Origin of the sequence: Enterobacter sp. Bisph1 (assembly GCF_000814905.1) — a bacterium.
In the GTDB taxonomy this organism is placed as follows: domain Bacteria; phylum Pseudomonadota; class Gammaproteobacteria; order Enterobacterales; family Enterobacteriaceae; genus Kosakonia.
Map to the genome: position 1 here is coordinate 57,467 of NZ_JXAG01000030.1, position 26,100 is coordinate 83,566.

Annotated in this window: 20 protein-coding genes; 12 read left to right on the top strand and 8 right to left on the bottom strand. The window is 54.5% G+C overall.

What is annotated here, in order from left to right; all coding sequences use genetic code 11:
* Nucleotides 1–13 precede the first annotated feature (13 nt).
* Genes RW65_RS05595 through RW65_RS05620 form a run of 6 tightly spaced genes read left to right on the top strand, consistent with a single transcriptional unit; the run spans nt 14 to nt 6,116 of the window.
* Nucleotides 14–1,537 carry a sugar ABC transporter ATP-binding protein gene (locus RW65_RS05595; RefSeq protein ID WP_039055694.1) on the top strand — a complete coding sequence of 508 codons (1,524 nt, stop codon included), beginning with the start codon at nt 14–16 and terminating at the stop codon, nt 1,535–1,537.
* Complete coding sequence (locus RW65_RS05600; RefSeq protein WP_039055695.1) at nt 1,530–2,531, top strand: ABC transporter permease subunit; 1,002 nt, start codon at nt 1,530–1,532, stop codon at nt 2,529–2,531. Before RW65_RS05595 ends, RW65_RS05600 begins: the two co-directional genes overlap by 8 nt.
* A gap of 40 nt (nt 2,532–2,571) precedes the next feature.
* A complete protein-coding gene (locus tag RW65_RS05605; RefSeq protein ID WP_039055696.1) occupies nt 2,572–3,513 on the top strand; it encodes an ABC transporter substrate-binding protein in 942 nt (313 codons plus the stop codon).
* A 52-nt stretch (nt 3,514–3,565) separates the two neighbouring features.
* On the top strand, nt 3,566–4,252 hold the full coding sequence (locus tag RW65_RS05610) for a D-lyxose/D-mannose isomerase (protein WP_039055697.1): 687 nt from the start codon (nt 3,566–3,568) through the stop codon (nt 4,250–4,252).
* A gap of 11 nt (nt 4,253–4,263) precedes the next feature.
* Complete coding sequence (locus RW65_RS05615) at nt 4,264–5,124, top strand: ketose 1,6-bisphosphate aldolase (protein ID WP_039055699.1); 861 nt, start codon at nt 4,264–4,266, stop codon at nt 5,122–5,124.
* Nucleotides 5,121–6,116 (top strand): carbohydrate kinase family protein, encoded by a 996-nt coding sequence (locus tag RW65_RS05620; protein ID WP_156123974.1) that lies wholly within the window; start codon nt 5,121–5,123, stop codon nt 6,114–6,116. Before RW65_RS05615 ends, RW65_RS05620 begins: the two co-directional genes overlap by 4 nt.
* Before the next feature lie 11 nt (nt 6,117–6,127).
* Here the strand turns inward: RW65_RS05620 and RW65_RS05625 are convergent, their stop codons facing one another.
* Nucleotides 6,128–6,859, bottom strand: coding sequence for a response regulator (locus tag RW65_RS05625; RefSeq protein ID WP_039055701.1), 732 nt, complete (start codon nt 6,857–6,859; stop codon nt 6,128–6,130).
* Nucleotides 6,860–7,115: 256 nt separating this feature from the next.
* Here RW65_RS05625 and fdhF point away from each other — a divergent pair, with 256 nt between their 5' ends.
* The gene (gene fdhF / locus RW65_RS05635; RefSeq protein ID WP_082022410.1) at nt 7,116–9,263 is read left to right on the top strand and encodes a formate dehydrogenase subunit alpha; all 2,148 of its coding nucleotides are present in this window, start codon (nt 7,116–7,118) and stop codon (nt 9,261–9,263) included.
* A gap of 152 nt (nt 9,264–9,415) precedes the next feature.
* Here fdhF and gltP read toward each other — a convergent pair whose 3' ends face one another.
* On the bottom strand, nt 9,416–10,726 hold the full coding sequence (gltP, locus tag RW65_RS05640; protein ID WP_039055704.1) for a glutamate/aspartate:proton symporter GltP: 1,311 nt from the start codon (nt 10,724–10,726) through the stop codon (nt 9,416–9,418).
* 684 nt (nt 10,727–11,410) lie between these two features.
* Between gltP and acs the strand changes: the two genes are divergently transcribed.
* The 4 genes from acs (at nt 11,411) to RW65_RS05660 (ending at nt 16,927) form a co-directional block, all read left to right on the top strand.
* Nucleotides 11,411–13,369, top strand: coding sequence for an acetate--CoA ligase (gene acs / locus RW65_RS05645; protein WP_039055705.1), 1,959 nt, complete (start codon nt 11,411–11,413; stop codon nt 13,367–13,369).
* 148 nt (nt 13,370–13,517) lie between these two features.
* The gene (locus RW65_RS05650) at nt 13,518–13,832 is read left to right on the top strand and encodes a DUF485 domain-containing protein (RefSeq protein ID WP_197058866.1); all 315 of its coding nucleotides are present in this window, start codon (nt 13,518–13,520) and stop codon (nt 13,830–13,832) included.
* A complete protein-coding gene (actP, locus tag RW65_RS05655; RefSeq protein ID WP_039055707.1) occupies nt 13,829–15,478 on the top strand; it encodes a cation/acetate symporter ActP in 1,650 nt (549 codons plus the stop codon). Before RW65_RS05650 ends, actP begins: the two co-directional genes overlap by 4 nt.
* 153 nt (nt 15,479–15,631) lie before the next feature.
* The gene (locus RW65_RS05660; RefSeq protein WP_039055708.1) at nt 15,632–16,927 is read left to right on the top strand and encodes a Gfo/Idh/MocA family protein; all 1,296 of its coding nucleotides are present in this window, start codon (nt 15,632–15,634) and stop codon (nt 16,925–16,927) included.
* Nucleotides 16,928–17,032: 105 nt separating this feature from the next.
* Here RW65_RS05660 and RW65_RS05665 read toward each other — a convergent pair whose 3' ends face one another.
* From RW65_RS05665 to soxR, 4 genes are all read right to left on the bottom strand, one after another.
* Entirely contained in the window at nt 17,033–18,679 is a 1,647-nt protein-coding gene (locus RW65_RS05665; RefSeq protein WP_039055709.1) for a Na+/H+ antiporter, read from the bottom strand.
* 165 nt (nt 18,680–18,844) lie between these two features.
* Nucleotides 18,845–20,194: a guanine/hypoxanthine transporter GhxP gene (ghxP, locus tag RW65_RS05670; RefSeq protein ID WP_039055710.1), complete on the bottom strand. Its 1,350-nt coding sequence runs from the start codon at nt 20,192–20,194 to the stop codon at nt 18,845–18,847.
* 299 nt (nt 20,195–20,493) lie between these two features.
* On the bottom strand, nt 20,494–21,162 hold the full coding sequence (locus RW65_RS05675; protein ID WP_039055711.1) for a glutathione S-transferase family protein: 669 nt from the start codon (nt 21,160–21,162) through the stop codon (nt 20,494–20,496).
* Nucleotides 21,163–21,430: 268 nt separating this feature from the next.
* Entirely contained in the window at nt 21,431–21,889 is a 459-nt protein-coding gene (gene soxR, locus RW65_RS05680; RefSeq protein ID WP_039055712.1) for a redox-sensitive transcriptional activator SoxR, read from the bottom strand.
* Nucleotides 21,890–21,970: 81 nt separating this feature from the next.
* Between soxR and soxS the strand changes: the two genes are divergently transcribed.
* The gene (soxS, locus tag RW65_RS05685) at nt 21,971–22,294 is read left to right on the top strand and encodes a superoxide response transcriptional regulator SoxS (RefSeq protein ID WP_039055713.1); all 324 of its coding nucleotides are present in this window, start codon (nt 21,971–21,973) and stop codon (nt 22,292–22,294) included.
* 7 nt (nt 22,295–22,301) lie between these two features.
* Here the strand turns inward: soxS and pdeC are convergent, their stop codons facing one another.
* Together pdeC and RW65_RS05695 are read right to left on the bottom strand one after the other, a co-directional pair.
* Nucleotides 22,302–23,873 carry a cyclic di-3',5'-guanosine monophosphate phosphodiesterase PdeC gene (pdeC, locus tag RW65_RS05690; RefSeq protein ID WP_039055714.1) on the bottom strand — a complete coding sequence of 524 codons (1,572 nt, stop codon included), beginning with the start codon at nt 23,871–23,873 and terminating at the stop codon, nt 22,302–22,304.
* Nucleotides 23,874–24,213: 340 nt separating this feature from the next.
* On the bottom strand, nt 24,214–25,617 hold the full coding sequence (locus RW65_RS05695) for a GGDEF domain-containing protein (RefSeq protein WP_039055715.1): 1,404 nt from the start codon (nt 25,615–25,617) through the stop codon (nt 24,214–24,216).
* Nucleotides 25,618–26,100 lie beyond the last annotated feature (483 nt).

The following is a 26,100-nucleotide window of genomic DNA, read 5'->3' on the forward strand; positions in this document are numbered from 1 at the left end:
CGAGGAGCCTGACATGAGCACAACGCCCGTTCTCGAGATGCGCAACATTGCCAAAGCCTTTGGCAAGTTTTACGCGCTTAAAGGGGTGGATCTGACGGTCTGGTCCGGTGAGATCCATGCGCTGATGGGGGAAAACGGCGCGGGTAAAAGCACCTTAATGAAAATTCTTGCCGGTGCCTATAGCGCCACCAGCGGCGAGATCCTTATTGACGGCCAGCCTTACAGCATAAAAGGGCCGAAAGACGCGCTGGCGGCAGGCATTACCCTGATTTATCAGGAGATGCAGCTCGCCCCCAATCTTACGGTCGCGGAAAATATTTTCCTCGGCAGCGAAATTGCCCGCGGCGGGCTGGTGCAGCGCAAAGAGATGGCCGCCCAGGCGCAGGCGGTAATCGATCGTCTTGGCGCGAATTTTAAAGCCACCGACCGGGTGATGACGCTCACCATTGCCGAACAGCAGCAGGTGGAGATCGCCCGCGCGCTCCATCGCAACAGCCGTATTCTGGTGATGGATGAGCCCACCGCCGCCCTCTCATCACGTGAAACCCACCGCCTGTTTGAGCTGATCCTGCGTCTGCGCGATGAAGGAATGGCGATTATCTATATCAGCCACCGCATGGCGGAGGTGTATGAACTGTCGGATCGCGTGAGCGTGCTGCGCGACGGGCAATATGTCGGCAGCCTGACCCGCGACAAGCTGAACGCCTCGGAACTGGTGCGCATGATGGTCGGCCGTCCCCTGAGCGATCTATTTAATAAAGAGCGCGATATTCCTCTCGGCAACCCGCGCCTGAGCGTGCATCACCTGACGGATGGCGAAAAGATCCGCCCGGTCAGTTTACAAGTACGCGCCGGCGAGATTGTCGGCCTCGCCGGGCTGGTTGGCGCAGGACGCTCAGAGCTGGCGCAGTTGATCTTCGGCGTGCGCAAAGCCACCGGTGGGATGATCGAAGTGGATGGCGAACCGGTCGTTGTTCACTCGCCGCGCGCCGCTATTGATTTAGGCATTGGCTTTTTGACCGAAAACCGCAAAGAGCAGGGTCTGTTTCTCGAACTGGCGGCGCAGGAGAACATCACCATGGCGACGCTGGAACGCGATGCGGCCTGGGGTCTGCTCAACCGCAAGAAAGCGCAGTCGATCTCTGATGACGCCATCAAATTGTTGAATATCCGCGTGCCGCACGCGCAAGTGCGTGCGGGCGGGCTTTCCGGTGGCAACCAGCAAAAACTACTGATCTCGCGCTGGGTCGCGATTGGTCCGCGCATCCTGATCCTTGATGAGCCGACGCGCGGCGTCGACGTCGGCGCAAAAAGCGAGATCTACCGGATCATGAACCAAATGGCGCGCCAGGGCGTGGCGATCTTAATGATCTCCAGCGAATTGCCCGAAGTGGTCGGTATGAGCGATCGGGTGTATGTGATGCGCGAAGGTGAGATTGCAGGCGAGTTACATAACGGCGAAATCACCCAGGAAAATATTATGACGCTGGCGACCGGCGTTAACGAATCCCATCCTCAGGCGGTAAACCATGACTGAATATAAAGCTCCCACAGCCACCGACGTCGCCAAATCGGCTTCCGCCAAAAAGCTGCTGATGGGCGATTTGATGCAAACCGTCGGTATTCTGCCGATTTTGATCCTGATCGTCGCCGTATTTGGCTTTATCACGCCGAACTTTTTTACTGAGAGCAACCTGCTGAATATCACCCGCCAGGCGTCGATTAATATCGTACTGGCAGCGGGGATGACTTTTATCATTCTTACCGGCGGTATCGACCTGTCCGTCGGCTCTATTCTTGGCACCACGGCGGTGGCGGCGATGGTGGTCTCGCTGATCCCGCAGTTTGCCATGCTGTCGGTACCGGCGGCGCTGATTCTGGGCCTGCTGCTGGGGTTGTTTAATGGCGCGCTGGTGGCGTTCGCCGGACTACCGCCGTTTATCGTGACGCTCGGCACCTATACGGCGCTGCGCGGCGCGGCCTATCTGCTGGCCGATGGCACCACCGTGATTAACTCCGATATCAGTTTTGAGTGGGTCGGCAATAACTATTTGGGGCCGATCCCGTGGTTGGTGGTGATCGCGCTGGCGGTGATCGCGCTGTGCTGGTTTATTCTGCGCCGCACCACCCTCGGCGTTCATATCTACGCGGTCGGCGGCAATATGCAGGCCGCCCGGCTTACCGGCATCAAAGTGTGGCTGGTTTTACTCTTCGTCTATGGCATGAGCGGTCTGCTCTCCGGTCTCGGCGGGGTGATGAGCGCTTCGCGTTTGTACAGCGCCAACGGCAACCTCGGCATGGGCTACGAACTGGACGCCATCGCGGCGGTGATCCTCGGCGGAACCAGCTTTGTCGGCGGCATCGGCACCATCACCGGCACGCTGGTGGGGGCGCTCATCATCGCTACCTTAAACAACGGGATGACGCTGATGGGCGTCTCCTACTTCTGGCAATTGGTGATCAAAGGGGCGGTGATCATCATAGCGGTGCTGATCGACAAATACCGTACCCGGCATCATCAGGCAGCATAACAATACCCTACAAAACAGCAACATAAGTGAGGATTACAGCATGCGTCTTAAACCTCTTGTCACTGCGCTCTGCGCGGGTGCCCTGCTCGCCAGCGCCCCGTTTGCGCAGGCCAAAGAACTGAAGTCCATCGGCGTCACGGTGGGTGATTTAGCTAACCCCTTCTTCGTGCAAATCACTAAGGGCGCGGAACTCGAAGCACGCAAACTGGCGGGCGATAAGGTCAAAGTAACGCTGGTCTCCAGCGGCTACGATCTCGGCCAGCAGGTGGGGCAAATTGACAACTTTATCGCCGCCAAAGTGGACATGATCATCCTCAACGCGGCGGATTCCAAAGGCATTGGCCCGGCGGTAAAACGGGCGAAAGAGGCCGGGATCGTGGTGGTTGCTGTTGACGTGGCGGCGGAAGGCGCAGATGCCACCATTACCTCCGATAACACCCAGGCGGGTGAAATGGCCTGTAAATACATCACCGAGCGCCTGAAAGGCAAAGGCAATGTGGTGATCATCAACGGACCGCCGGTTTCCGCCGTGCAGAACCGTGTCGAAGGCTGCCAGACCGAGTTTAAACGCCACCCGGACATCAAGGTGCTTTCCGATAACCAGAACGCCAAAGGCAGCCGTGAAGGCGGGCTGGAAGTGATGACTTCCCTGCTTGCCGCCAATCCAAAAATCGACGGCGTGTTCGCGATTAACGATCCGACGGCGATCGGTGCCGATCTGGCGGCGAAACAGGCGCAGCGTAACGAGTTCTTTATCGTTGGCGTCGATGGCAGCCCGGACGGTGAAGAGGCGCTAAAACGTAAGAATTCACTGTTTGTCGCGACCCCCGCACAGGATCCACAAGTGATGGCGGCCCGCGCGGTGGAAATTGGTTATGACATTCTGCAGGGCAAAGCGGCACCGAAAGAACCGGTACTGATCCCGGTGACGATGATCGATAAGCAGAGCGTCAGCACCTATAAAGGCTGGACGGTGAAATAAGGGCTTTCTCCCTCTCCCACAGGGGAGAGGGAGCGCCAACCCAGGGGATACCATGAAACGCTCCGCTATTAATGAGATTCTCGGTCACACACGGCAGTTCTTCTCCATGCATGATGTGCATCTGCCCCCTTTTGCCAGCTTTCCGCCAACCCAATGGCAACAGCTGGACAGAGAGGCCTGGCGCGAAGTGTTCGACCTGAAGTTAGGCTGGGACGTGACCGCCTTTGGCAGCACGGATTTTTACACCCAGGGGCTGACGCTGTTTACCCTGCGTAACGGCTCACCGGACGGCACGCTTTATGCGAAATGTTATGCGGAAAAGATCATGCACGTACGCGACGCGCAGCTCACGCCGATGCATTTTCACTGGCGTAAGCGCGAGGACATCATTAATCGCGGCGGCGGCAATTTAATTATCGAACTGTGGAACGCCGGCGCGCAGGACGAAACGCTGAATACCGACGTTACCGTGGTCATTGATGGCTGTATTCAGACACACGCGGCAGGCAGCCAATTGCGCCTCGCACCAGGGGAAAGTATTTGCCTGCCGCCGGGTCTGTATCACAGCTTCTGGGGCGAGCCGGGCTTTGGCGACGTACTGGTCGGGGAAGTCTCATCCGTCAACGATGACGATCATGATAACCACTTCCTCGCGGCGATGGACAGGTACAACGAGGTACTGGAAGACGAACCGGCACAGCTGGTGTTGTGCAACGAGTACCATCTGTTTCTGAGCTAAAGGAGAGTGTTATGGCGCTAATTTCGCTTGCACAAGGGCTGGCGCACGCCCGCGAACACCGGTACGCACTCGGCGCGTTTAACGTGCTCGACTCCCACTTTTTACGCGCCCTGTTCGCCGCCGCAAAACAGGAGCGTTCGCCGTTTATTATTAATATCGCCGAAGTCCATTTTAAGTACATTTCGCTGGAGTCGCTGGTGGAAGCGGTGAAGTTTGAAGCCGCCCGCCACGATATTCCTGTAGTGTTAAACCTCGATCACGGGCTGCATTTCGAATCGGTGGTGCGCGCCCTGCGCCTCGGCTTTAGCTCGGTGATGTTTGATGGCTCTACCCTTTCTTATGAAGAGAATATCCGCCAGACGCGGGAAGTGGTGAAGATGTGCCATGCGGTGGGCGTCTCTGTTGAAGCAGAACTCGGCGCGGTGGGCGGGGATGAAGGCGGCGCGCTGTATGGTCACGCCGACGAAGCCTGTTTCACCGATCCTTTACTTGCGCGGGACTTTGTCGATCAAACGGGTATCGATACGCTGGCGGTGGCCATTGGCAATGCGCACGGTAAATATAAAGGCGAACCGAAGCTCGATTTTGAGCGCCTCGACGCCATTCGCCAGCAAACCGGTCTGCCGTTGGTGCTGCACGGCGGCTCCGGTATCAGCGATGATGATTTCCGCCGTGCCATCTCGCTGGGTATTCATAAAATCAACTTCTACACCGGCATGTCGCAGGCGGCGCTCGGCGCTATTGAGCAGCGTATGGCGAACCGCCAGCCGCTGTACGATGAGTTTGCGCAGCTGTTACTGAGCGTTGAAGAGGCGATTACGGACACCGTTGCCGGGCAGATGCGTATCTTCGGCAGCGCGGGAAAACTGTGATGGAACGTAAAGGGGTTATCGCCGCTGGCAATATGCTGGTCGACCATGTTCACCAAATCGTGCAGTGGCCGGAGCGCGGCTGGCTGGCGGAAATCACCCAAAGCGAGCGTTCTACCGGCGGCGCGCCGCTCAACGTGCTGTTGACGCTGGCGAAAATGCACGTTGGCCTGCCGCTGCAGGCGGTCGGGCTGGTGGGTGAAGACAACGATGGCGACTACATTTTAGCGATGCTTGAGCAGTACCATGTCAACCGCCAGCATGTGCAACGCACCACTTCTGCGCCAACCTCGATGTCGCAGGTGATGACGGATCCGTCTGGTCAGCGCACCTTTTTCCACTCGCCGGGGGCGAACCGCCTGCTGGATCTGCCTGCCTTTGACGGGCTGGACAGCAGCATGAAAATTTTCCACCTCGGTTATCTGCTGCTGCTCGACAGCCTTGATAAGCCCGATGACGAATTTGGCACCCGCAGCGCACGCCTGCTGGCGCAGATGCGCGAGCTGGGCTTTGCTACCTCGCTGGATCTGGTGTCGCGCAAGGGCGACCCGCGCTATCAGCCGTTAGTGCTGCCCTGCTTGCCCCATCTCGATTACCTGGTGATCAACGAACTGGAGGCGGGTGAATTCAGCGGGCTGGTCATGCGCCGCGCCGACGACCAGCCGCATATTGATAATATTGCTTGTGCGGCGGCAAAACTGCTGGCGGCGGGGGTAAAACAGCGGGTGGTAATCCACTGCCCGGAAGGCGCATGGGGCGAAGAAGCCGGCGAAGCGGGAAGTTGGATACCTTCGCGGATGCTGAGTCAGGCGGAGATTATTGGCAGCGTTGGTGCGGGAGACGCCTTCTGCGCCGGGTTTTTATATGGCTGCCATGAAGCCTGGCCGCTGCAAAAGAGCATTCAGCTAGCGCACGCCTGCGCCCGTACCAGCCTGCTGTGTGCGAATGCGATAGACGGCGCAAAACCTCTCGACGCGTTACTGCAAGAGATGTGATAAACAGCGTGTCAGGCGGCCTGGCTGTTATGGGATACATCGGCGGCAAAGACATAACCCAGGCCACGCAGGGTTTTGATCAATACCGGTTGGTGGGGATTAATTTCGATTTTGCGCCGCAGGCGCATAATCAGCACGTCAATGGTTCGGTCAAATACCTCGACGCTTTCGCTGTGCGTTAGCTCCAACAACTGCTCGCGGTTAAGCACCCGTCGCGCGTTTTGCACCAGCGCCAGCAACAAGCTGTATTCCCCCTGGGTGAGGCTCACCCGTTGCTGCTGTGGGTTAAACAGTTCACAGCGCTCAGGATCAAGATGCCAGCCGTTAAAGAGAAAACCCGCCGTTTTGACTGCCGGGGCTTCAGCCGCCAGCACGCCGGTTCGCCGTAATACCGCTTTTACCCGCGCCACCAGCACGCGCGCGTTAAAGGGCTTACCAATATAGTCATCGGCCCCCATCTCCAGACCGACGACGACATCCGCTTCGCTACCCAATCCGGTTAGCATTACCACCGGCAGCGACGGGCGCAATTTTTGCAACTGCTGTAAAACCTGCAGGCCGTTGATATCCGGCAGCATCATATCTAAAAGCACCAGCGCGATATCCGTATGCTGCGCGCAGAGCGTCACCGCATCGCGCCCGTTATGGCAGGCATAAACGGTGAAAACATGCTCGTTAAGCACATCCTCCAGCAGGGAACACACCGCCGTATCGTCATCCACAACCAGAATTGCAGGTTTCATTGTCCGCTTCCGCAAGGCTTCGTTTGCTCATTCTGGCCCATTGTGTTGGCCTGAATAGATAAATGCAGTGAATAAATGCCGGATTTTTAACCGCGGTCACATCCCTCTGTTGTTCGACACGTCACTTTTGACGACGGGCTGCGCTTCGTCAGTATTTAGCCGTGATAAGCGGCGTAATATCGGCAATTACCCCCAAGATTACTGTGGCATAGAAAATGCATTATTGGGGGCGATATTCTTAACTGGAGCGAAAGTGATGAAAAAAGTCGTCACGGTTTGCCCGTATTGCGCCTCAGGATGCAAAATTAACCTGGTGGTCGATAACGGCAAAATCGTTCGGGCAGAGGCAGCGCAGGGCAAGACCAATCAGGGCACGCTGTGCCTGAAAGGTTACTACGGCTGGGATTTTATTAACGATACCCAGATTTTGACGCCTCGCCTGAAAACCCCGATGATCCGTCGCCAGCGCGGCGGCAAACTAGAGTCCGTATCCTGGGGTGAAGCGCTGGATTATGTCGCAGCGCGTTTGAGCGCCATCAAAGAGAAGTACGGTCCGGACGCTATCCAGACCACCGGCTCTTCCCGCGGTACGGGTAATGAAACCAACTACATAATGCAAAAATTCGCGCGCGCCGTTATTGGTACCAATAACGTTGACTGCTGCGCTCGCGTCTGACACGGCCCTTCGGTTGCAGGTCTGCACCAGTCGGTCGGTAATGGCGCGATGAGTAATGCTATTAATGAAATCGATAACACGGATTTAGTGTTTATCTTTGGTTACAACCCGGCGGATTCTCACCCTATCGTCGCTAATCATGTGATTCGCGCGAAACAAAATGGGGCAAAAATCATCGTCTGCGATCCGCGCAAAATTGAAACCGCGCGCATTGCTGATATGCATGTCGCACTGAAAAACGGCTCGAATATTGCCCTGCTTAACGCGATCGGGCATGTGATTATTGCCGAAAATCTGTACGACAACGCCTTTGTCGCCGCGCGTACTGAAGGTTTTGAAGAGTACCGGAAAATTGTCGAAGGCTATACGCCGGAGTCGGTCGAGGAAATTACCGGCGTTAGCGCCCAGCAGATCCGGCAGGCCGCCCGCATGTATGCCGGAGCGAAAAACGCCACTATTCTGTGGGGCATGGGCGTGACCCAGTTCTACCAGGGCGTGGAAACAGTACGTTCCCTCACCAGCCTCGCCATGCTGACGGGTAATCTCGGCAAACCGCACGTTGGGGTCAACCCGGTGCGTGGACAGAATAACGTGCAGGGTGCCTGCGATATGGGTGCGCTGCCGGATACCTATCCGGGCTACCAGTATGTGAAAGAGGAAGCCAACCGCGAGAAATTCGCCAAAGCCTGGGGCGTTGAAAGTTTGCCTGCCCATACGGGCTATCGCATCAGTGAGCTGCCGCACCGCGTAGAGCACGGCGAAGTGCGCGCCGCGTACATTATGGGCGAGGATCCGCTGCAAACGGATGCCGAGCTTTCCGCGGTACGTAAAGCCTTCGAAGGCCTTGAACTGGTGATTGTACAGGACATTTTCATGACCAAAACGGCGGCCGAAGCGGATGTCATTCTGCCTTCGACCTCCTGGGGCGAACATGAAGGCGTCTATACCGCAGCGGATCGCGGTTTCCAGCGCTTCTTTAAAGCGGTGGAGCCGAAGTGGGATCTGAAAACGGACTGGCAAATCATCAGCGAGATCGCCACGCGGATGGGTTATCCGATGCACTACAACAACACGCAGGAGATCTGGGACGAGCTGCGTCATCTGTGCCCGGACTTCTACGGCGCGACCTACGAAAAAATGGGCGAGCTGGGCTACATTCAGTGGCCGTGTCGTGACACATCGGATGCCGATCAGGGGACGTCGTATCTGTTTAAAGAGAAGTTCGATACCCCGGACGGGCTGGCGAAATTCTTCACCTGCGACTGGGTCGCGCCAATGGATAAACTCACCGATGAGTATCCGATGGTGCTCTCCACCGTGCGTGAAGTGGGCCACTACTCCTGTCGCTCGATGACCGGTAACTGTGCCGCGCTCGCCGCGCTGGCGGATGAACCGGGCTATGCGCAAATCAACACCGCCGATGCCGAACGGCTGGGCATTGAAGATGAAGCGCTGGTGTGGGTCAACTCGCGCAAAGGCAGAATTATCACCCGTGCGCAGGTTAGCGACCGCCCGAACAAAGGCGCGGTGTATATGACCTATCAGTGGTGGATTGGTGCCTGTAACGAACTGGTGACGGAGAACTTAAGCCCGATAACCAAAACGCCGGAGTACAAATATTGCGCCGTGCGCGTGGAGCGGATCGCCGATCAGCACGCCGCCGAGCAGTATGTCATTGATGAGTACAACACGCTGAAAGCCCGTCTGCGCGAAAGCGCAATGGGTTAATCCTGAATGCGGGGCGTTGATGCCCCGCGTTTTCACACCGCAATCCCCGCTATGCTCACGTCGTATTCAGGCAACGTTTTTCCATTAACAGGGAAAGCGTGGCGTCTGCTTTTAGATAAAAAAATCCCTCCGTACAGGAGGGATTGAGCAGTTTATTGGGCGGTTTTATCAAACTTGCCAAGCATTTCGCGCTCGTAGGCTCGCGCCTTTTTGCGGTCGAATTTGTGTTCCCACTTGGCGATAACCAGCACCGCCAGCGCATTCCCCACCACGTTGAGGGCGGTACGCGCCATATCAAGGATACGGTCGACACCAGCGATAAACGCCAGCCCTTCCAGCGGAATTCCCACGCTTCCCAGCGTCGCCAGCAGAACCACAAAGGAGACGCCAGGCACGCCGGCAATCCCTTTTGACGTCACCATCAGCGTCAACACGAGAATGATCTCCTGCCACAACGAGAGATCGATACCGTACAGCTGGGCGATAAAGATAGCCGCGATGCTTTGATACAGCGTTGAGCCATCGAGGTTAAAGGAGTAACCCGTCGGCACCACGAAGCTGGTGATGGACGCCGGTGCGCCGTAGGCTTCCATTTTCTCAATAATACGCGGCAGCACGCTTTCCGAACTGGCGGTGGAGTAGGCCAGGATCAGTTCATCTTTCAGGATGCGAATCAACGTCCAGATGCTCAGCCCGCAGACGCGCGCCACCAGCCCCAGCACCACCAGCGCAAAGAACAGGATCGCACAATAGACCAGCACCACCAGCTTCGCCAGCGGCCACAGCGAGGCAAAACCAAAGTTCGCCACCGTGACGGAAATCAGCGCAAACACGCCGATCGGCGCATAGCGCATCACCATATGGGTAACTTTAAACATGGTTTCGGAAATGGAACGGAAGACGGAAACTAGCGGCTCGCGGTGCGTCGCCGGCAGCGACGAAAGCCCGAGTCCAAACAGTACCGAGAAGAAGATGATCGGCAGCATATCGCCTTTCGCCATCGACGCGACGATATTGGTCGGCACCAGCGATAAAATCGTCCCCATCAGGCCGTGAGCGTGGCTTTGCACGTCCGCAGTGGTGCTTTGGTATTTCGAAATATCCACCGTTGCCAGCTGCGACATATCGATGCCCGCACCAGGCTGGAAGACGTTCGCCAGCGTGATGCCGAGAATAATCGCCACCGTAGTGATCACTTCGAAATAGATGATGGTCTTCGCGCCGATACGGCCCAACTGCTTTGCGTCGCCTACGCCAGCAATGCCCACTATCAGCGTAGAGATAACAATCGGTACCACGATCATTTTAATCAAATGGATAAAGATATCGCCTGCTGGCGACAGGAGATTCGCTATCAGCCAGTCGCGGCTCTCGCTGTGGTAATGCAGGTAACTGCCCAGAAGAATACCCAGCACAAGGGCTAGCAGAATCTGCCAGGCCAGGCTGATTTTCATGTTTTTCATAACTACAGACATCCTCAATGAAGCGCCATTCCAGGGACGGAACAACACATACTGAAAGGGTATGATTCGCGTCGCACATTATTGCGGGGTTTTTTAACGCGCATTATCAGTACCATTTGCAAGGTGTAACGCGCAACCCTATACCGGGAGGGGGTTTGACTGATTTTTTGCTGAAAAGGCGTCTTTTATTTTAGTTATCAACAATAACTCGTTGTTATAAAAAAAGTTTAACTGCGTTCAAAACCAATATTCCCCATCAGAAATTATTACGCACAGAGGGTTCATTTGCACACTTTTTAATCACTGAAAATGCTGTCTTGAGCTGCGCTGGCGGAAATATCGTCTACAAATGGTGATTAATTCAGTTAATAATTCACTAACTAAATCATTATCACCCTATTGATTACATAGTGTCTTTTCAGGGAGTTGCGTGTAACCGATTTTTTACGCGCTTATTACGGGTCATCGTAACGCTGTATACCATAACTTACTGTTATGAGGCACCTTTCTTCTCGTGGCGCGGATATTCCATCCACTGCGCAGCAGCACAATTCTTTTGCTCTCTTTTTACGCAATACACCCATTGCGTGATCTATCGCGCAAATAGTAAACAAAGCTGGCAAAGGCCCTACTCATAACGTTCTTTTGACATATTATTAACATCTTACAAGGAGAGCAATTGCCATGAGCCAAATACATAAACATGATATTCCCGCCAATATTGCGGAGCGTTGCTTGATTGATCCGCAGCAGTATGAGGCCAAATACCAACAATCGGTAACTGACCCTGACACGTTCTGGGGCGAGCAAGGGAAAATCCTCGACTGGATCAAACCCTATAAGAAGGTGAAAAACACCTCCTTCGCACCGGGCAATATTTCCATTAAATGGTATGAAGACGGCACCCTAAACCTGGCGGCAAACTGTCTTGACCGCCACCTCGCCGAGCGCGGCGATCAAACCGCGATTATTTGGGAAGGCGATGACGCCAGCCAGAGCAAATACATCACCTACCGTGAACTGCATCGTGAAGTTTGCCGCTTTGCCAACGTGCTGGTATCGCAGGGCATTCAAAAAGGCGATGTTGTCGCAATCTATATGCCGATGGTGCCGGAAGCGGCGGTGGCGATGCTGGCCTGCGCGCGGATTGGCGCGGTGCACTCGGTGATTTTCGGCGGCTTCTCGCCGGAAGCAGTCGCCGGGCGCATTATCGACTCGAACTCGCGGCTGGTGATCACCGCCGACGAAGGCGTGCGCGCCGGACGCACCATTCCACTGAAGAAAAATGTTGATGACGCGCTGAAGAACCCGAACGTCACGAGCGTTGAGCATGTGATCGTCCTGAAGCGCACCGGCGGCAATATTGAGTGGCATGAAGGCCGCGATCTGTGGTGGAACGACTTAACCGAGCAGGCCAGCCCTGAGCATCAGCCTGTTGAAGTGGGGGCCGAAGATCCGCTCTTTATTCTCTATACTTCCGGCTCTACCGGTAAACCGAAAGGCGTGCTGCATACCACCGGCGGTTACCTTGTCTATGTCGCATCGACCTTTAAATATGTCTTCGATTACCATCCAGGCGATGTCTACTGGTGTACGGCGGATGTCGGCTGGGTTACCGGTCACAGCTATTTACTGTATGGCCCGCTGGCCTGCGGCGCTATCACGCTGATGTTTGAAGGGGTGCCGAACTGGCCAACCCCGGCGCGCATGAGCCAGGTGGTGGACAAACATGACGTCAATATTCTTTATACCGCGCCAACGGCAATCCGCGCCTTGATGGCGGAAGGGGATAAAGCCATTGAGGGTACCGACCGCTCGTCGCTGCGTATTCTTGGTTCCGTAGGTGAGCCGATTAACCCGGAAGCCTGGGAGTGGTACTGGTCGAAAATCGGCAACGGTAAATGTCCGGTAATGGACACCTGGTGGCAGACGGAAACCGGCGGATTTATGATCACCCCATTGCCCGGTGCGACAAAGCTGAAAGCCGGTTCCGCTACCCTGCCCTTCTTTGGCGTCAAGCCTGAACTGGTGGATAACGAAGGCAACCCGCTGGCGGGTGCGACCGAGGGCAACCTGGTGATTGCCGACTCCTGGCCGGGCCAGGCGCGTACGCTGTTTGGCGATCATGAACGCTTTGAGCAGACCTACTTCTCAACCTTCAAGAATAAGTACTTCAGCGGCGACGGTGCACGTCGTGATGAAGATGGCTACTACTGGATCACCGGACGTGTGGATGACGTATTGAACGTCTCCGGCCACCGTCTGGGCACTGCGGAGATAGAATCGGCGCTGGTATCGCACCCGAAAATCGCCGAAGCCGCGGTGGTAGGCATTCCGCACAATATCAAAGGCCAGGCCATTTACGCTTACGTCACCCTTAATCACGGCGAAGAACCTTCGCCTGAACTTTACACCGAAGTGCGTAATTGGGTGCGTAAAGAGATTGGCCCGCTGGCGACGCCGGATGTGCTGCACTGGACAGATTCGCTGCCGAAAACCCGCTCCGGCAAAATAATGCGCCGTATTCTGCGCAAAATCGCCGCAGGCGATACCAGCAACCTCGGCGATACGTCAACCCTCGCCGATCCAGGCGTAGTGGAAAAACTGCTCGAAGAGAAGCAGGCCATTACCATGCCTTCGTAATTCCCCCTACACCTCTCCCCTGCGGGGGAGAGATAAAATAAAAACCCTACCCCCCCCCGACGGAAAGCGTATTGCAGGAAGCTGGCCGCATGACGCGGTCAATGCCCTTGCGGCACGCAGGACAAAGGGGATACCTCTGGAGAATTCTGTGATGAATAATATTTATCAACAGATAGAAAACAGTGCGCAATTCAGGGAGTTAGTTGAAAAACGGCAACGGTTTGCCTTTATCCTGTCGATTATCATGTTGATAATCTATGTCGGTTTTATTTTGCTTATCGCCTTTGCGCCCCACTGGCTCGGCACACCGCTGTCGGCGGATACGCACGTCACGCGCGGCATTCCGATTGGTATCGGGGTGATTGTGGTGTCGTTTGTGCTCACCGGTGTGTATGTCTGGCGGGCAAATGGCGAGTTCGATCGCCTGACAAAAGCGATTCTTAGCGAGGTAAAAGCATCATGAAGAGAGTCCTGACGGCGCTGGCCGCCACACTTCCTTTTACCGCTTCCGCTGCCGATGCCCTTACCGGAGAGGTACAGCGTCAGCCGACCAACTGGCAGGCCATTATCATGTTCGTGATTTTTGTGGCGCTGACCTTATATATCACCTACTGGGCCTCGAAACGGGTGCGGTCGCGCAACGACTATTACACCGCAGGCGGCAATATCACCGGTTTCCAGAACGGGCTGGCAATTGCCGGAGACTTTATGTCGGCGGCCTCGTTCCTCGGTATCTCCGCGCTGGTTTATACCTCCGGCTACGATGGGCTGATTTACTCCCTCGGCTTTCTGGTCGGCTGGCCGATTATCCTGTTTTTAATCGCCGAACGCCTGCGTAACCTTGGCCGCTATACCTTTGCCGACGTCGCCTCTTATCGCCTGAAACAGGGGCCGATTCGCATCCTGTCCGCCTGCGGCTCGCTGGTGGTCGTGGCGCTTTACTTGATTGCGCAGATGGTCGGTGCGGGCAAATTAATTCAGCTGCTGTTTGGTCTGAACTATCACGTCGCGGTAGTGCTGGTGGGCGTGCTGATGGTGATGTACGTACTGTTCGGCGGTATGCTCGCCACCACCTGGGTACAGATTATCAAAGCCGTACTGCTGCTGTTCGGCGCAAGCTTTATGGCCTTTATGGTGATGAAGCATGTTGGTTTTAGCTTCAACAATCTGTTCACCGAAGCGATGGCCGTCCACCCGAAAGGCGCGGCGATTATGAGCCCTGGCGGGTTGGTGAAAGATCCGGTTTCGGCGCTGTCGCTGGGTCTGGGGCTGATGTTTGGCACCGCCGGTTTGCCGCATATTCTGATGCGTTTCTTCACCGTTAGCGATGCGCGCGAAGCGCGGAAAAGCGTCTTTTACGCCACCGGCTTTATGGGTTACTTCTATATTCTGACCTTTATTATCGGTTTTGGCGCGATCATGCTGGTGGGTGCCAACCCGGCGTTTAAAGACGCGGCGGGCGCGCTGATTGGCGGCAATAATATGGCGGCGGTACATCTGGCGGATGCCGTCGGCGGCAACCTGTTCCTCGGCTTTATCTCCGCCGTCGCCTTTGCCACCATTCTGGCGGTGGTCGCCGGGTTAACGCTGGCGGGCGCCTCTGCAGTCTCCCACGATCTCTACGCTAACGTTATCCGCAAAGGCGCGACGGAGCGCCAGGAGCTGAAGGTTTCGAAAATCACCGTGTTGGTGCTGGGCGTGGTCGCTATCCTGCTGGGTATTTTGTTTGAAAAACAGAATATCGCCTTTATGGTTGGGCTCGCCTTCTCCATCGCCGCCAGCTGTAACTTCCCGATCATTCTGCTCTCCATGTACTGGTCGAAGCTGACCACGCGCGGCGCGATGATCGGCGGCTGGCTCGGCCTGCTGACGGCGGTGATTCTGATGATCCTTGGCCCAACCATTTGGGTGCAGATCTTAGGCCACGCCGCACCGGTATTCCCCTATGAATACCCGGCGCTGTTCTCCATTGCCGTGGCGTTTATTGGGATCTGGATCTTCTCCGCCACCGATAATACCGAAGCGGGCAGGCAGGAACGTGAACTGTTCCGCGCCCAGTTTATCCGCTCGCAAACCGGGATCGGCATCGAACAGGGCCGCGCTCACTAAACCCCTCTCCCCGGTCAGTAATGGCCGGGGATCACATTTTCCCGCCTTTTTCCTGCCTCTCTTTTTGTCCGCGCGCTACATTACCTGCAGATAATTGAAACAGTGTTTTTAATAGTTCAGCACATTAATTCATTTATAACTGTAGAGGCGATAATGAAAAAGTATGCTTTAGTGGGAACCGGCGGGCGCGCCGGGCTCTATATTGCCGCCATCGGCGGGCAGTGGAAAGACAATGCCCGGATGGTGGCGTTTTGCGACAGCAACCAGACACGTATGGATTACGCCAATCAGCTATTGCAAAACGAGGACGCGCAGCCGGTTTCGACGTGGAAAGCAGATCAGTTTGAAACGATGATCGCCGAAACCCGGCCCGATATCGTTATTGTCACCACCATGGATCGTACCCATGACGATTACATTGTTCGTGCCTTACGCGCCGGTTGCGATGTGATCACCGAAAAACCGATGACCATCGATGAGCAGCGCGCGCTGCGCATTCTTGATGCCATTGAAGAGACCGGTAAAACCGTGCGCGTGGCGTTTAATTACCGCTATGCGCCGCACCACAGCAAAGTGCGCGAGCTGCTGATGAACAACACCATCGGCGAGGTCTATTCGGTGCATTTTGAGTGGCTGCTGAATACCGAACATGGCGCGGACTATTTCCGCCGCTGGCACAGGGAAAAACGCAACAGCGGCGGGCTGCTGGTGCATAAATCAACCCACCATTTCGACCTGATGAACTTCTGGCTCGATAGCTATCCCCAGCGCGTGTATGCCGAGGGCGGGCTGCGCTTCTACGGGAAAGAGAACGCGGAAAAGCGCGGCGTAACGCAGTTCTATCCACGCGCCCACGGTTATGCCGCCGCCAAAGACGATCCTTTTGCGCTACATATGGCCGACAACGCGCAGCTTAAAGCGCTGTACCTGGATGCGGAGCATGAAGATAACTACTGGCGCGACCAGAGCGTGTTCAGCGACGGGATTACCATTGAAGATACGCTGTCGGTGCTGGTGAAATACCAGAACCAGTGCCAACTGAGCTATTCGCTTAATACCTATCTGCCATGGGAAGGGTTAAACGTGGTGTTTAACGGCAGCCTCGGGCGGCTGGAGATGAAGATCGTCGAGAAATCCTACGTGAATGCGGGCGGCGAGCGCGCCAATGAAGGCAGCCTCGAATCCTGTGATATCACCGTCTTTCCGATGTTTGCCGAACCGTGGAAAGCCGAATTCACCCTTGGCGAAGGCGGCCACGGCGGCGGGGATAACGCGATGCTGGCGGACCTGTTCGGTACGCCCGGCAATGACCCGCTTAAACGCGCCGCCGATCACCGCGCCGGCGCAATGTCGATTCTGACGGGGATTGCTGGCAACCTTTCAATGCAACAACAGCGCCCGATTAACTTTAGCGAGTTCGAGCTGGTCGCCAGGCTGAAAAAGCAGTGACCCTGCGACTTCCCGATCTTTGATGGGGAGCTAAAAGAGCTGCGGCGCGAAGAGAAAGGCCCGGCTTAAGCCGGACAGCGGCAACAAGCTGTCCGGCCCAGCGGGTTACTTGTTCTCTAGCAGCAGCGCTTCCAGCAGGTCGAGATCGTGGAGCATTTTTAGCAGCGTCTCGTTACTGATCTGCCGGGTGGCGCGCAGGTGGTAAAGCTCGGCGCGCTCCGAGCGCAGCGCCGCGAGGCGGAAGCGGCGTTCCAGATTCTCTTCTTGTAGCGAACTCTCGGCGTTATTGCTGCCATCGGCGCGGCGACGCAGATTACCAATCACCCGCGAACTGACTTCCGTCAGCAGCTGGTTATCGATGTTCTCTTTGGTGTCTGCCGCCAGCCGCTCTTCCATCTTCTGAATGGCGACAATGGCTACCTCAGCGGTGACCGCCCGCGCCATGCGTTCCTCTTTAAACTGCTGCGCGTGGTCGCGCACTTCAATATGTTGCAGCAGCGCAGGTAGCGCGATCACACCGACAAACAGGGAGAAAAGGATCACCCCGGCGGCGAGGAACACCAGTTCATAGCGCGCCGGAAAGACGTCGCCGGTCGGCAGCAACAGCGGAATAGAGAGCACACCGGCGAGGGTGATAGCGCCGCGCACCCCGGCAAAGGTGGCAATCAGCAGCTCGCGCGTGCTCCATGAACCAAACTCCATCGGTTTATTCACCAGCACGCGCTGACTGAACCTTTTCATCGTCCATAGCCAGCCAAAACGCACCAACATCAGCGCCGCGTAAATCAGCACGATATCGGTGAACAGCATCCAGGTTTCAACGTTCGGATCGGCTTCTGCCGCCACCAGCGATGACTCCAGGATACCCGGCAGCTGCAGGCCCAACAGCAAAAACACCATGCCGTTAAAGACAAACTCCAGCATCGCCCAGGTGCTATTGGCGCGCAGGCGCATCGCCAGCGGTGCGTTACGCATCACGCCAGAACGGGTAATGGTCATCCCCGCTGCCACCGCCGCGAGAATGCCGGAAAAGCCTATATGTTCTGCAATCAGGTAGGAGGCGAACGGCAGCAGGAACAACAGGACGATTTGCGTTGCCGGTTCATCGCCGCCCCAGCGGCTAAGAAAGCGCAGGGAGCGACCATATAGCCAGCTCACCGCAAACCCGGCCAGCAGACCGCCTATCGCCACTTTGAAAAATTCAACGGTTGCGCCACCGATAGTAAAGATCATCGTGCCCATCGCAACGGCGACGGCGAATTTAAGCGACACCAGGCCTGAGGCGTCGTTCATCAGCGCCTCGCCCTGCAAAATACCCATGATCTTCTTCGGAATGCGCCCCTCGCCGACAATACCCGAGAGCGCGACGGCATCCGTCGGCGACAACACTGCCGCCAGCGCAAAGGCCGGAATCAGCGGAATACCCGGCACTATCCAGTAAATTAAGAAGCCAATCCCGACGACGGTCACCACCACCAGCGCCAGCGCCAGACCGAAGATTTCGCGGCCGTGTTCGAGGAACTCACGCGTTGGCGTTTTCCAGCCGTCGGCGAACAGCAGCGGTGGAATAAACAGAACCAGAAACAGTTCCGGGTCGAACTCCACGTGCAGGCCAAAAGTGGGGAAAGCCAGTAGCGCACCGATGGCGATTTGCATCAGCGGGAGCGGGATTTGAAACGGTAGGACACGCGTCACCACGCCGGAAAGCGAGACGACAAGTGTCATGATGAGAATAGTAAAGAAAATTTCCATGCGGTCCCTGGTTGCGATGTGTTGTTATAAAGGCTCACGCCCTGGAGCCATGACTTTTAGCTTAACGCAAAGCAACCGGGTTGGGGGCAAAAAAATGGGCGACCAACGTCGCCCGGAGCATGAAAATATATCTTTCCCCCTGTACGAACAGAGGGAAACGCAGGATTAAATCGCCCAGCCGCCGGCGTAAAAAGCCACCAGCGCGATGGCAATCACCACCGTACCGATATTCAGCTTACGCCATTCGCCCGAGACCACGCGGCCAATCACCAGCGAAGCAAAGCCAATCATGATGCCGGTAACAATGTTGCAGGTCAGCACGATAAACACGGCGGTGATAAGCCCCGACATCGCATCGACGAAGTCGGCGAAATCGATTTTCGCCACGTTGCTCAGCATCAGCAGGCCAACGTACATCAGCGCCGGTGCGGTGGCATAGGCCGGCACCAGGTAAGAGAGCGGGGAGAGGAACAGAATCAGCAGGAACAACACGCCAACGGTAATTGCCGTCAGGCCGGTTTTACCACCTGCCGCCGTACCTGCCGCGGATTCAATGTATACCGCCGCCGGTGCCGCACCCACCAGCCCTGAGAATACGCTACTCAGGGAGTCGGTGGTCAGCGCTTTGCCGCCATCAATAATCTGACCATCTTTATCCAGCAGGTTGGCCTGGCCAGCCACCGCGCGGATAGTACCGGTGGCGTCAAATACCGCCGTCATCACCAGCGCCAGCACGCTTGGTAACACCAGCGGATTCAGCGCGCCAATGATATCCAGGCTACCGATGAGTGAGTTGCCTTTGTCATCACTCAGGGATGGCATCGCGAAGATGCCGGAGAAGTGCACATTCGGGTCGAAAATCAGCCCGACAATCGACACGCCGATAATGGTCAGCAGAATGCCACCCGGGACTTTCAGCTTCTCAAGCCCGATAATTATCGCCAGACCAATCAGCGACATAATCACCGGGAAGCTGGCGAAGTGACCGAGGGTGACCGGCAGGCCATCCAGCGGGTTCTTAATCACCAGGCCTACGCCATTTGCGGCAATCAGCAGCAGAAACAGGCCGATACCGATACCGGTGCCGTGCGCAACGCCTTGCGGCAGATTGCGCAGGATCCAGCTACGAATGCCGGTCGCAGAGATAACGGTAAACAGCACACCCATCAGGAACACCGCGCCAAGCGCAACCGGCACGCTGATATGCTGACCCAGCACCAGGCTAAAGGCTGTGAATGCGGTTAAAGAAATGGCGCAACCGATAGCCAGCGGCAGATTCGCCCACAGCCCCATCACAATTGAGCCCACACCGGCCACCAGGCAGGTGGAGACAAACACTGCCGCAGGTGGGAAACCGGCTTTACCCAGCATGCCGGGTACAACGATGACGGAGTAGACCATCGCCAGAAAGGTGGTTAAACCGGCAACGATTTCCTGACGAACAGTGCTGCCACGGGCAGAAATTTTAAACAGTGCGTCAAGCGAACCGCCGGTACGCGCAGAAGGCGTAGACATAGAGACATCCTCTGAGAATTTTATTGTGCGTTAGCATGCGTGGTGGACAATCCACTGCCGGTTAAACGTCATCTCCCTGGGCTGCATTGCGGCAAAGGGCCACAAAAAAGCAATCGTTTAACTCCGCGCATACAACGGGTAGTCAAAAAAAGGCAAACGATTATCTAGCGTTTATATGGCGCTTTTCAACTGAACTTTGCCGCTTTTTGCGAAATATCGCCAGAGGAGGCGAAGAAGTGGTCGCTGGATGCGCAAACGTTATCGTCGATGCGCATCTTTGCAACATTTTATGATCAATTTCAGCTGCCGGGCAGATCGAACGGCCCCCCCTGCACCACCGCCCGTTGCCAGGCCGGGCGCATTTCTACCCTTTTCTTCCACGCCTGCAGGTTAGGTAAATTATCCACCCCACCGCGCGCCAGCAGTGCGAAGACCGGAAAACTCATCTGGATATCCGCCATCGTCAGCCGATCGCCGGCGAACCAGCTACGCTGCGCCAGTTCAGACTCCATAAAGCGGGCATGGGTTTCGATTTGCTGTCTGAGAAACGCCTTATCAACGCCTTTTGCAAGCAGCTTACCGACGCTGCGCACGCCGAAGGGTACCGGGGGTTTGCCTAACGTACTCATTACCAGCTTCATTAATAGCAGCGGCATTAATGAGCCTTCGGCATAATGCAGCCAGAAACGGTAATCCTGCTTCTGTTTCGTCTCTTCGGGCTTAAAACGCTGCTGCGGATCGTAGGTTTCCTGCAAATATTCGAGGATCGCGCCGGATTCAGCGAGGATGAGCCCCTCATCTTCCACTACCGGCGATTTACCCAGCGGGTGGACTTTTTTCAGCGAGTCCGGCGCCAGCATCGATTTTTGCCGTTGATAGCGCACTATTTGATATGGCACGCCCAGCTCTTCTAACGCCCAGAGCACGCGCTGGGAACGAGATTGATTAAGGTGATGCAGCGTAAGCATGCTTTTCTCCTGAGAATTCAGACACATTAACTATAGGTAACGGCGTCTGACGGCGGCGAAAAAAAAGACAAAAATAATTGCTCAAAAAAGTAGCAATCAGGATAAAGCGGCCTACACTTAAAGTGTCAGCACAATCCGGAACCTGCCATTTATGAGGGATGCTGATGTCGGGGGAAACCCTCCTGTGACAGAACGGGATAGAGAGAAAGACAAAGACCGGAAAACGACTAAAGCGCCCCCCAACGGGCGCTTTAGTTTTTTTGGCGTGTCATTCATCTTCCAGCAGGCGCGCGCCGGTACCTTCTTGCCCAAGCCGGTCGCCAGGATTACGCAGCGGACAATCGCTGCGCGACAGACAACCGCAGCCGATGCAGCCCTCTAATTCATCGCGTAAAGCCACCAGGGTATGAATGCGCCGGTCCAGCTCTTCTCGCCACTGGGATGAGAGCTGTTTCCACTCTTTCTTACTCAGGCTATGCCCTTCTGGCAGGACGCCAAATGCATCGCCAATGGTCGACAGCGGAATACCGATGCGCTGGGCAATTTTAATGATCGCCACATAGCGCAGGACATCACGCTGATAGCGCCGCTGATTACCGCTGTTACGGGTACTTTTTATTAAGCCTTTGCTTTCATAAAAGTGCAGCGCCGAGACGGCCACCCCGCTGCGTTTCGCCACTTCACCGGGGCTGAGCAAGGCTTTAAAACGTGGCGTTTTCTTTTCCATAAAACCTCTTTACCTCAAGTTAACTTGAGGAATTATACTCCCTTTCGGACTCAACGACGAATCGGGAAATGAGGAAGAGATATGTCCCATCAACAAATTATTCAGACACTTATTGAATGGATCGATGATCATATCGACCAGCCGATGAATATTGATGTTGTCGCCAGAAAGTCAGGCTATTCGAAGTGGTATTTACAAAGGATGTTCCGCACCGTCATGCATCAAACGCTGGGCGACTATATTCGCCAGCGCCGCTTACTGCTGGCAGCGCAGGCGCTGCGCACTACGCAGCGGCCTATTTTTGATATTGCGATGGATTTGGGTTATGTCTCGCAGCAGACATTCTCGCGGGTGTTTCGCCGGGAATTCGATCGCACGCCCAGCGATTACCGTCATCAAGCCTAATGAGAGATTACTTTAACGAAGGCGGCTGCTGTACCCAGCGTTTAAACTCCTGCGACGGCAGCGCCTTTGCAAAGTACCACCCCTGACAGAACTGTACACCGCGCTTTAATAACCAACTGACCTGTTCCGCCGTCTCGACCCCTTCCGCGATAATTTTCAAGCGCAGGCTTTGCGCCATCTCAATAATATGTTCTGCGATCAAATGGCTGGTGCTATTGGTGGTCAGTGTATCAATAAAGGATTTGTCGATTTTCAGGATATCGACATTGAGGGAGTAGAGATTATGCAGATTGGAGTAGCCGGTACCGAAATCATCAATCGCCACTTCATAACCCGCCTGGCGAAACGCCTGAATAACCGGTGTGGTCTTCGGTACATCAATAAACCCACGTTCGGTCACTTCAATCTTAATTTGCTCAGCGCGCACTGCATACATTTTGGCTTTATTGGCAATCATTGAAATCAGGCGTGATGAGTGAAAATCGCTGGCGGAGAGGTTTATAGAGATATAGAGGTGCGGCACTACCGCAAGGAAATCACCGATATCGTTGAATAATTCATCGACCACGTAATCCGTAATACGCTCATTCATCCCCTCTTTTTCCGCCAGCGGGATAAATTCCGCCGGGCTCATCACCGGACCATTAAATCCCGGCCAACGTAATAACGCTTCAGCCCCCACGCAGGTGCCGTTTTTGATATCAATAATAGGTTGGTAATGCAGGCGAAGCTGGCGGCGAGTTAATGCCCGATGAAGCATGCGGCGCGGAGAGGTAAACTCCTGCCGTGTTCGCGACCAGATTAATAGCAGAAGCATGCTGCCAATCGCCCCCAACGGCAGCGTAAATGTCACCTGGCGAATAAAAAACTGAAAATAGCGCTTATCGGAGGTCGAAACAATGATCCCCACCGGACGCGTATCCGAATGGACAATGATGTAAAAACGTCGTTCCTGCTGGAATGTTAAACGACCGCTGTGCAGCCATTGAGCCAGGTTATCAAGTTGCGCATTTTTACTGAGGGAAAAAAACTGGTTGGTAACCGTATCGTATATACCGTAAGTCAGTTCGCTATCTTCTGAGGCAACATCGCTATAGGTGTGGGGATTAATTACTGCTACATAATTCCCCCTTTGCACGTAAACCATTTTATAACCTGCGTATAAAGGCGTATCGCGGTAATAATAAACGGCAATATTCGGCGGGCGACGGTAATCAGCCGGTGAAATAACGAACGATTGCTCGGGCGCTATTACGCTCGAACATAAAAAATGGTCACCGCGGGCATAAATTAAATCCTCAACGTACAGGCTGCCGCGCACAATATTGAGCATCGCCGTACGGTGTTCCGGCGTGCAAATTTCCCCGTGATAATGTTCGGCGGCGCTACGAACCGTATCGGCCTGCTGGATAACGCGTTCTGTCTTATTTAATGCTAACAGGGCAAATGACTTGAGCTGAGCATCTGTTTCTTTTACCGCGCGGATATGTGCAAACCATAGCGAAAGCATCAACGGCAAAAGCACTGCTATTATGATGCCGACGACTCTGAACATCCTGCGACGCACGCTATGATTCATGTCCGCCTATATCCATGCATTTGATGTGCCTTTTAATGTTTGGCAGGAGGCTTTGATAAAGAGGTGATTACGTTGCATGAATCACGCGCCATTAGCAACTGACTTTTCTCATTACAAACTTAATATTTGGTTATGGCGGGAACAGCGGATGATAAAGGAAACTTAGCGTGGCGGCTGGGTTTATATTAGGAAAAATATTAATCCATCCGCCTGTAAGCTTTTAACTTAATACGACAGAGAATCGCTGATTAAGCCAAACTGACCGCAGGATAAAAAAAAGAAGGCCGATGCGGATATTTTTTCATCTCCAGCGGTCGATTGTGCATAATTTCTTTGCCATTTATAGCATGGCATCAACCACCACGGTTTTACTCCTGCCGGCACGCTTTGCAGCGTACAGGGCGTTATCCGCAAGAGTAAGCAGCACTGAAGTATCGGTCTGCCCACCGTTAACAAATACTAAACCCGCGCTAAAGGATAAGGCTATTTTTTCACCATTGCTAAACAACGGATTTTGCGCCAACGCAATGCGCATTTTTTGACTGAAACGCAGAGCCAGCTTGCTGTTGGTGTGCGGCATCATTATCAGAAATTCCTCACCGCCTAAACGGCCAAAAATCGCCGACGGATCGCAATGTTCACGGATCTGATCGCAAAAATGAATAAGCGCGGCATCGCCGGTCAAATGACCCCAGCGATCGTTGATGTTTTTAAAGTGATCGAGATCCAGCATCAGCAGGCTGAAATGGCTGCGCGGATCGTCGGGTCGACATGTGACCAGCGCCTCTTTTAGCTTGCGCAGCATGGAAAAACGATTATAGCAACCGGTTAAATCATCGATGGTCGCTTTCATTTCCATCTGCCGTTCCACCTTTTTCCGCTCGGTGATATCAAGCCCAACGCTAAGCACCGAGTGATCCGGCAGTTGGATATTCGACCACAGTACGGTCAGGACCTGACCATCGCGACGTACCGGATGCCATTCATGCATGTCGACGGCGGGGGATGTATTAACTGAAGCACGCACTTTTTGGCGGATCCCCGCATCGGGGAAAAATAAAGCTAACGGATCGGCCTGCTGGTTAAGCTCGTGCATGCTCCAGCCGAATAAGCGTTCACATTCGCCATTCCATAATATGCAGCGATTATTTTTATCAAAGCAGTTCATTAACACCGGCGCGCGTTCGAATAAGGCTTTATATTGCGTGACAATACGCTGCATCTCTTTTTCTGTGCGTTCCCTTAAGACGATATCCGCAAAGTAATCCTTTAGTTTTTCCACCAGAACAATAATAAGGCTTTTAATTATCGATAACGAATGCAAGGGCTGCGCAAAGGCGACAAAGAAATACCCTTCCAAACCCAATTCTTTATAATTGAGCTTACATAAAATACCGCTTTTAAGCTGACGGGCGATAATCTTATCATCAGGAAATAAGATATCACCGGCATGTCGTCGCCAGCAAATCACCCGCCATGCGCGATGATGACGGCACAGCTGCGACTGCGCAAGCAAGGTTTGCGCATCCGGTAAAGCACAGGCTGGCTGGCCTGCGCTGACCATCCGCCATTCACTCTCCTGCCTGATAGCCACCCACGCGAGCGTCGATCCCAGCGCCGCGTTAATGGCCTGTAATATCTCTTCCATCGTACGTTTTGCAGTTAGCCACGGCATTAACCTGGCCAGCACCGTCAACGCTGCAGCAGCATCGCCGGGAGGCAAGGCGGGATGTTCTTTTTTCATATTTTTTTCATTCGCAGGTTATAAAACGCCAAACCAGCTCATCATGATTTCAGTAGAAAAAAAGAAAATGTGGCCATTAATGCAATTAACGAAAGCAGGCGCAGGAAATCATTTTAAGACGCAAGCTACGTTATAAAAAAGAATATATCGATAGAGATTAAAACCCTTAATCATCATTCGCCGGCTGCCAGGAATTTCCTCAAAAGCATAATAGATGCGCTGCAAACTGTAAATAAAGTGGCTATTTGGCAACTAAATATCACACAAAGGTATTACCTGACAAATTCACTCATTCTTAGGTTGAGACAATATATTGATGATATATCTTTCGCAAAAAAATACGCAGCCTGCTAAAAAAGCACGCTTTTTGTACTGGCGAATAAAAGAACAAATGTGATATAGTTCACACATTAATGAAACGGGGAACGCCGTTTCTTTTGGTTGTGCTACCCGCGGATCCGCCCCATTGCCCGTCGCGCAAAG

Bases quoted from the DNA above. Each gene is read 5' to 3' on its own strand.
- acs (WP_039055705.1), top strand. From the start codon at position 11,411: ATGAGCCAAATACATAAACATGATATTCCCGCCAATATTGCGGAGCGT.
- RW65_RS05610 (WP_039055697.1), top strand. From the start codon at position 3,566: ATGAAACGCTCCGCTATTAATGAGATTCTCGGTCACACACGGCAGTTC.
- RW65_RS05595 (WP_039055694.1), top strand. From the start codon at position 14: ATGAGCACAACGCCCGTTCTCGAGATGCGCAACATTGCCAAAGCCTTT.
- RW65_RS05625 (WP_039055701.1), bottom strand. From the start codon at position 6,859: ATGAAACCTGCAATTCTGGTTGTGGATGACGATACGGCGGTGTGTTCC.
- soxR (WP_039055712.1), bottom strand. From the start codon at position 21,889: ATGGAAAAGAAAACGCCACGTTTTAAAGCCTTGCTCAGCCCCGGTGAA.
- RW65_RS05615 (WP_039055699.1), top strand. From the start codon at position 4,264: ATGGCGCTAATTTCGCTTGCACAAGGGCTGGCGCACGCCCGCGAACAC.
- RW65_RS05665 (WP_039055709.1), bottom strand. From the start codon at position 18,679: ATGGAAATTTTCTTTACTATTCTCATCATGACACTTGTCGTCTCGCTT.
- soxS (WP_039055713.1), top strand. From the start codon at position 21,971: ATGTCCCATCAACAAATTATTCAGACACTTATTGAATGGATCGATGAT.
- RW65_RS05675 (WP_039055711.1), bottom strand. From the start codon at position 21,162: ATGCTTACGCTGCATCACCTTAATCAATCTCGTTCCCAGCGCGTGCTC.
- pdeC (WP_039055714.1), bottom strand. From the start codon at position 23,873: ATGAATCATAGCGTGCGTCGCAGGATGTTCAGAGTCGTCGGCATCATA.
- RW65_RS05695 (WP_039055715.1), bottom strand. From the start codon at position 25,617: ATGAAAAAAGAACATCCCGCCTTGCCTCCCGGCGATGCTGCTGCAGCG.
- actP (WP_039055707.1), top strand. From the start codon at position 13,829: ATGAAGAGAGTCCTGACGGCGCTGGCCGCCACACTTCCTTTTACCGCT.
- RW65_RS05600 (WP_039055695.1), top strand. From the start codon at position 1,530: ATGACTGAATATAAAGCTCCCACAGCCACCGACGTCGCCAAATCGGCT.
- ghxP (WP_039055710.1), bottom strand. From the start codon at position 20,194: ATGTCTACGCCTTCTGCGCGTACCGGCGGTTCGCTTGACGCACTGTTT.
- gltP (WP_039055704.1), bottom strand. From the start codon at position 10,726: ATGAAAAACATGAAAATCAGCCTGGCCTGGCAGATTCTGCTAGCCCTT.
- RW65_RS05660 (WP_039055708.1), top strand. From the start codon at position 15,632: ATGAAAAAGTATGCTTTAGTGGGAACCGGCGGGCGCGCCGGGCTCTAT.
- RW65_RS05605 (WP_039055696.1), top strand. From the start codon at position 2,572: ATGCGTCTTAAACCTCTTGTCACTGCGCTCTGCGCGGGTGCCCTGCTC.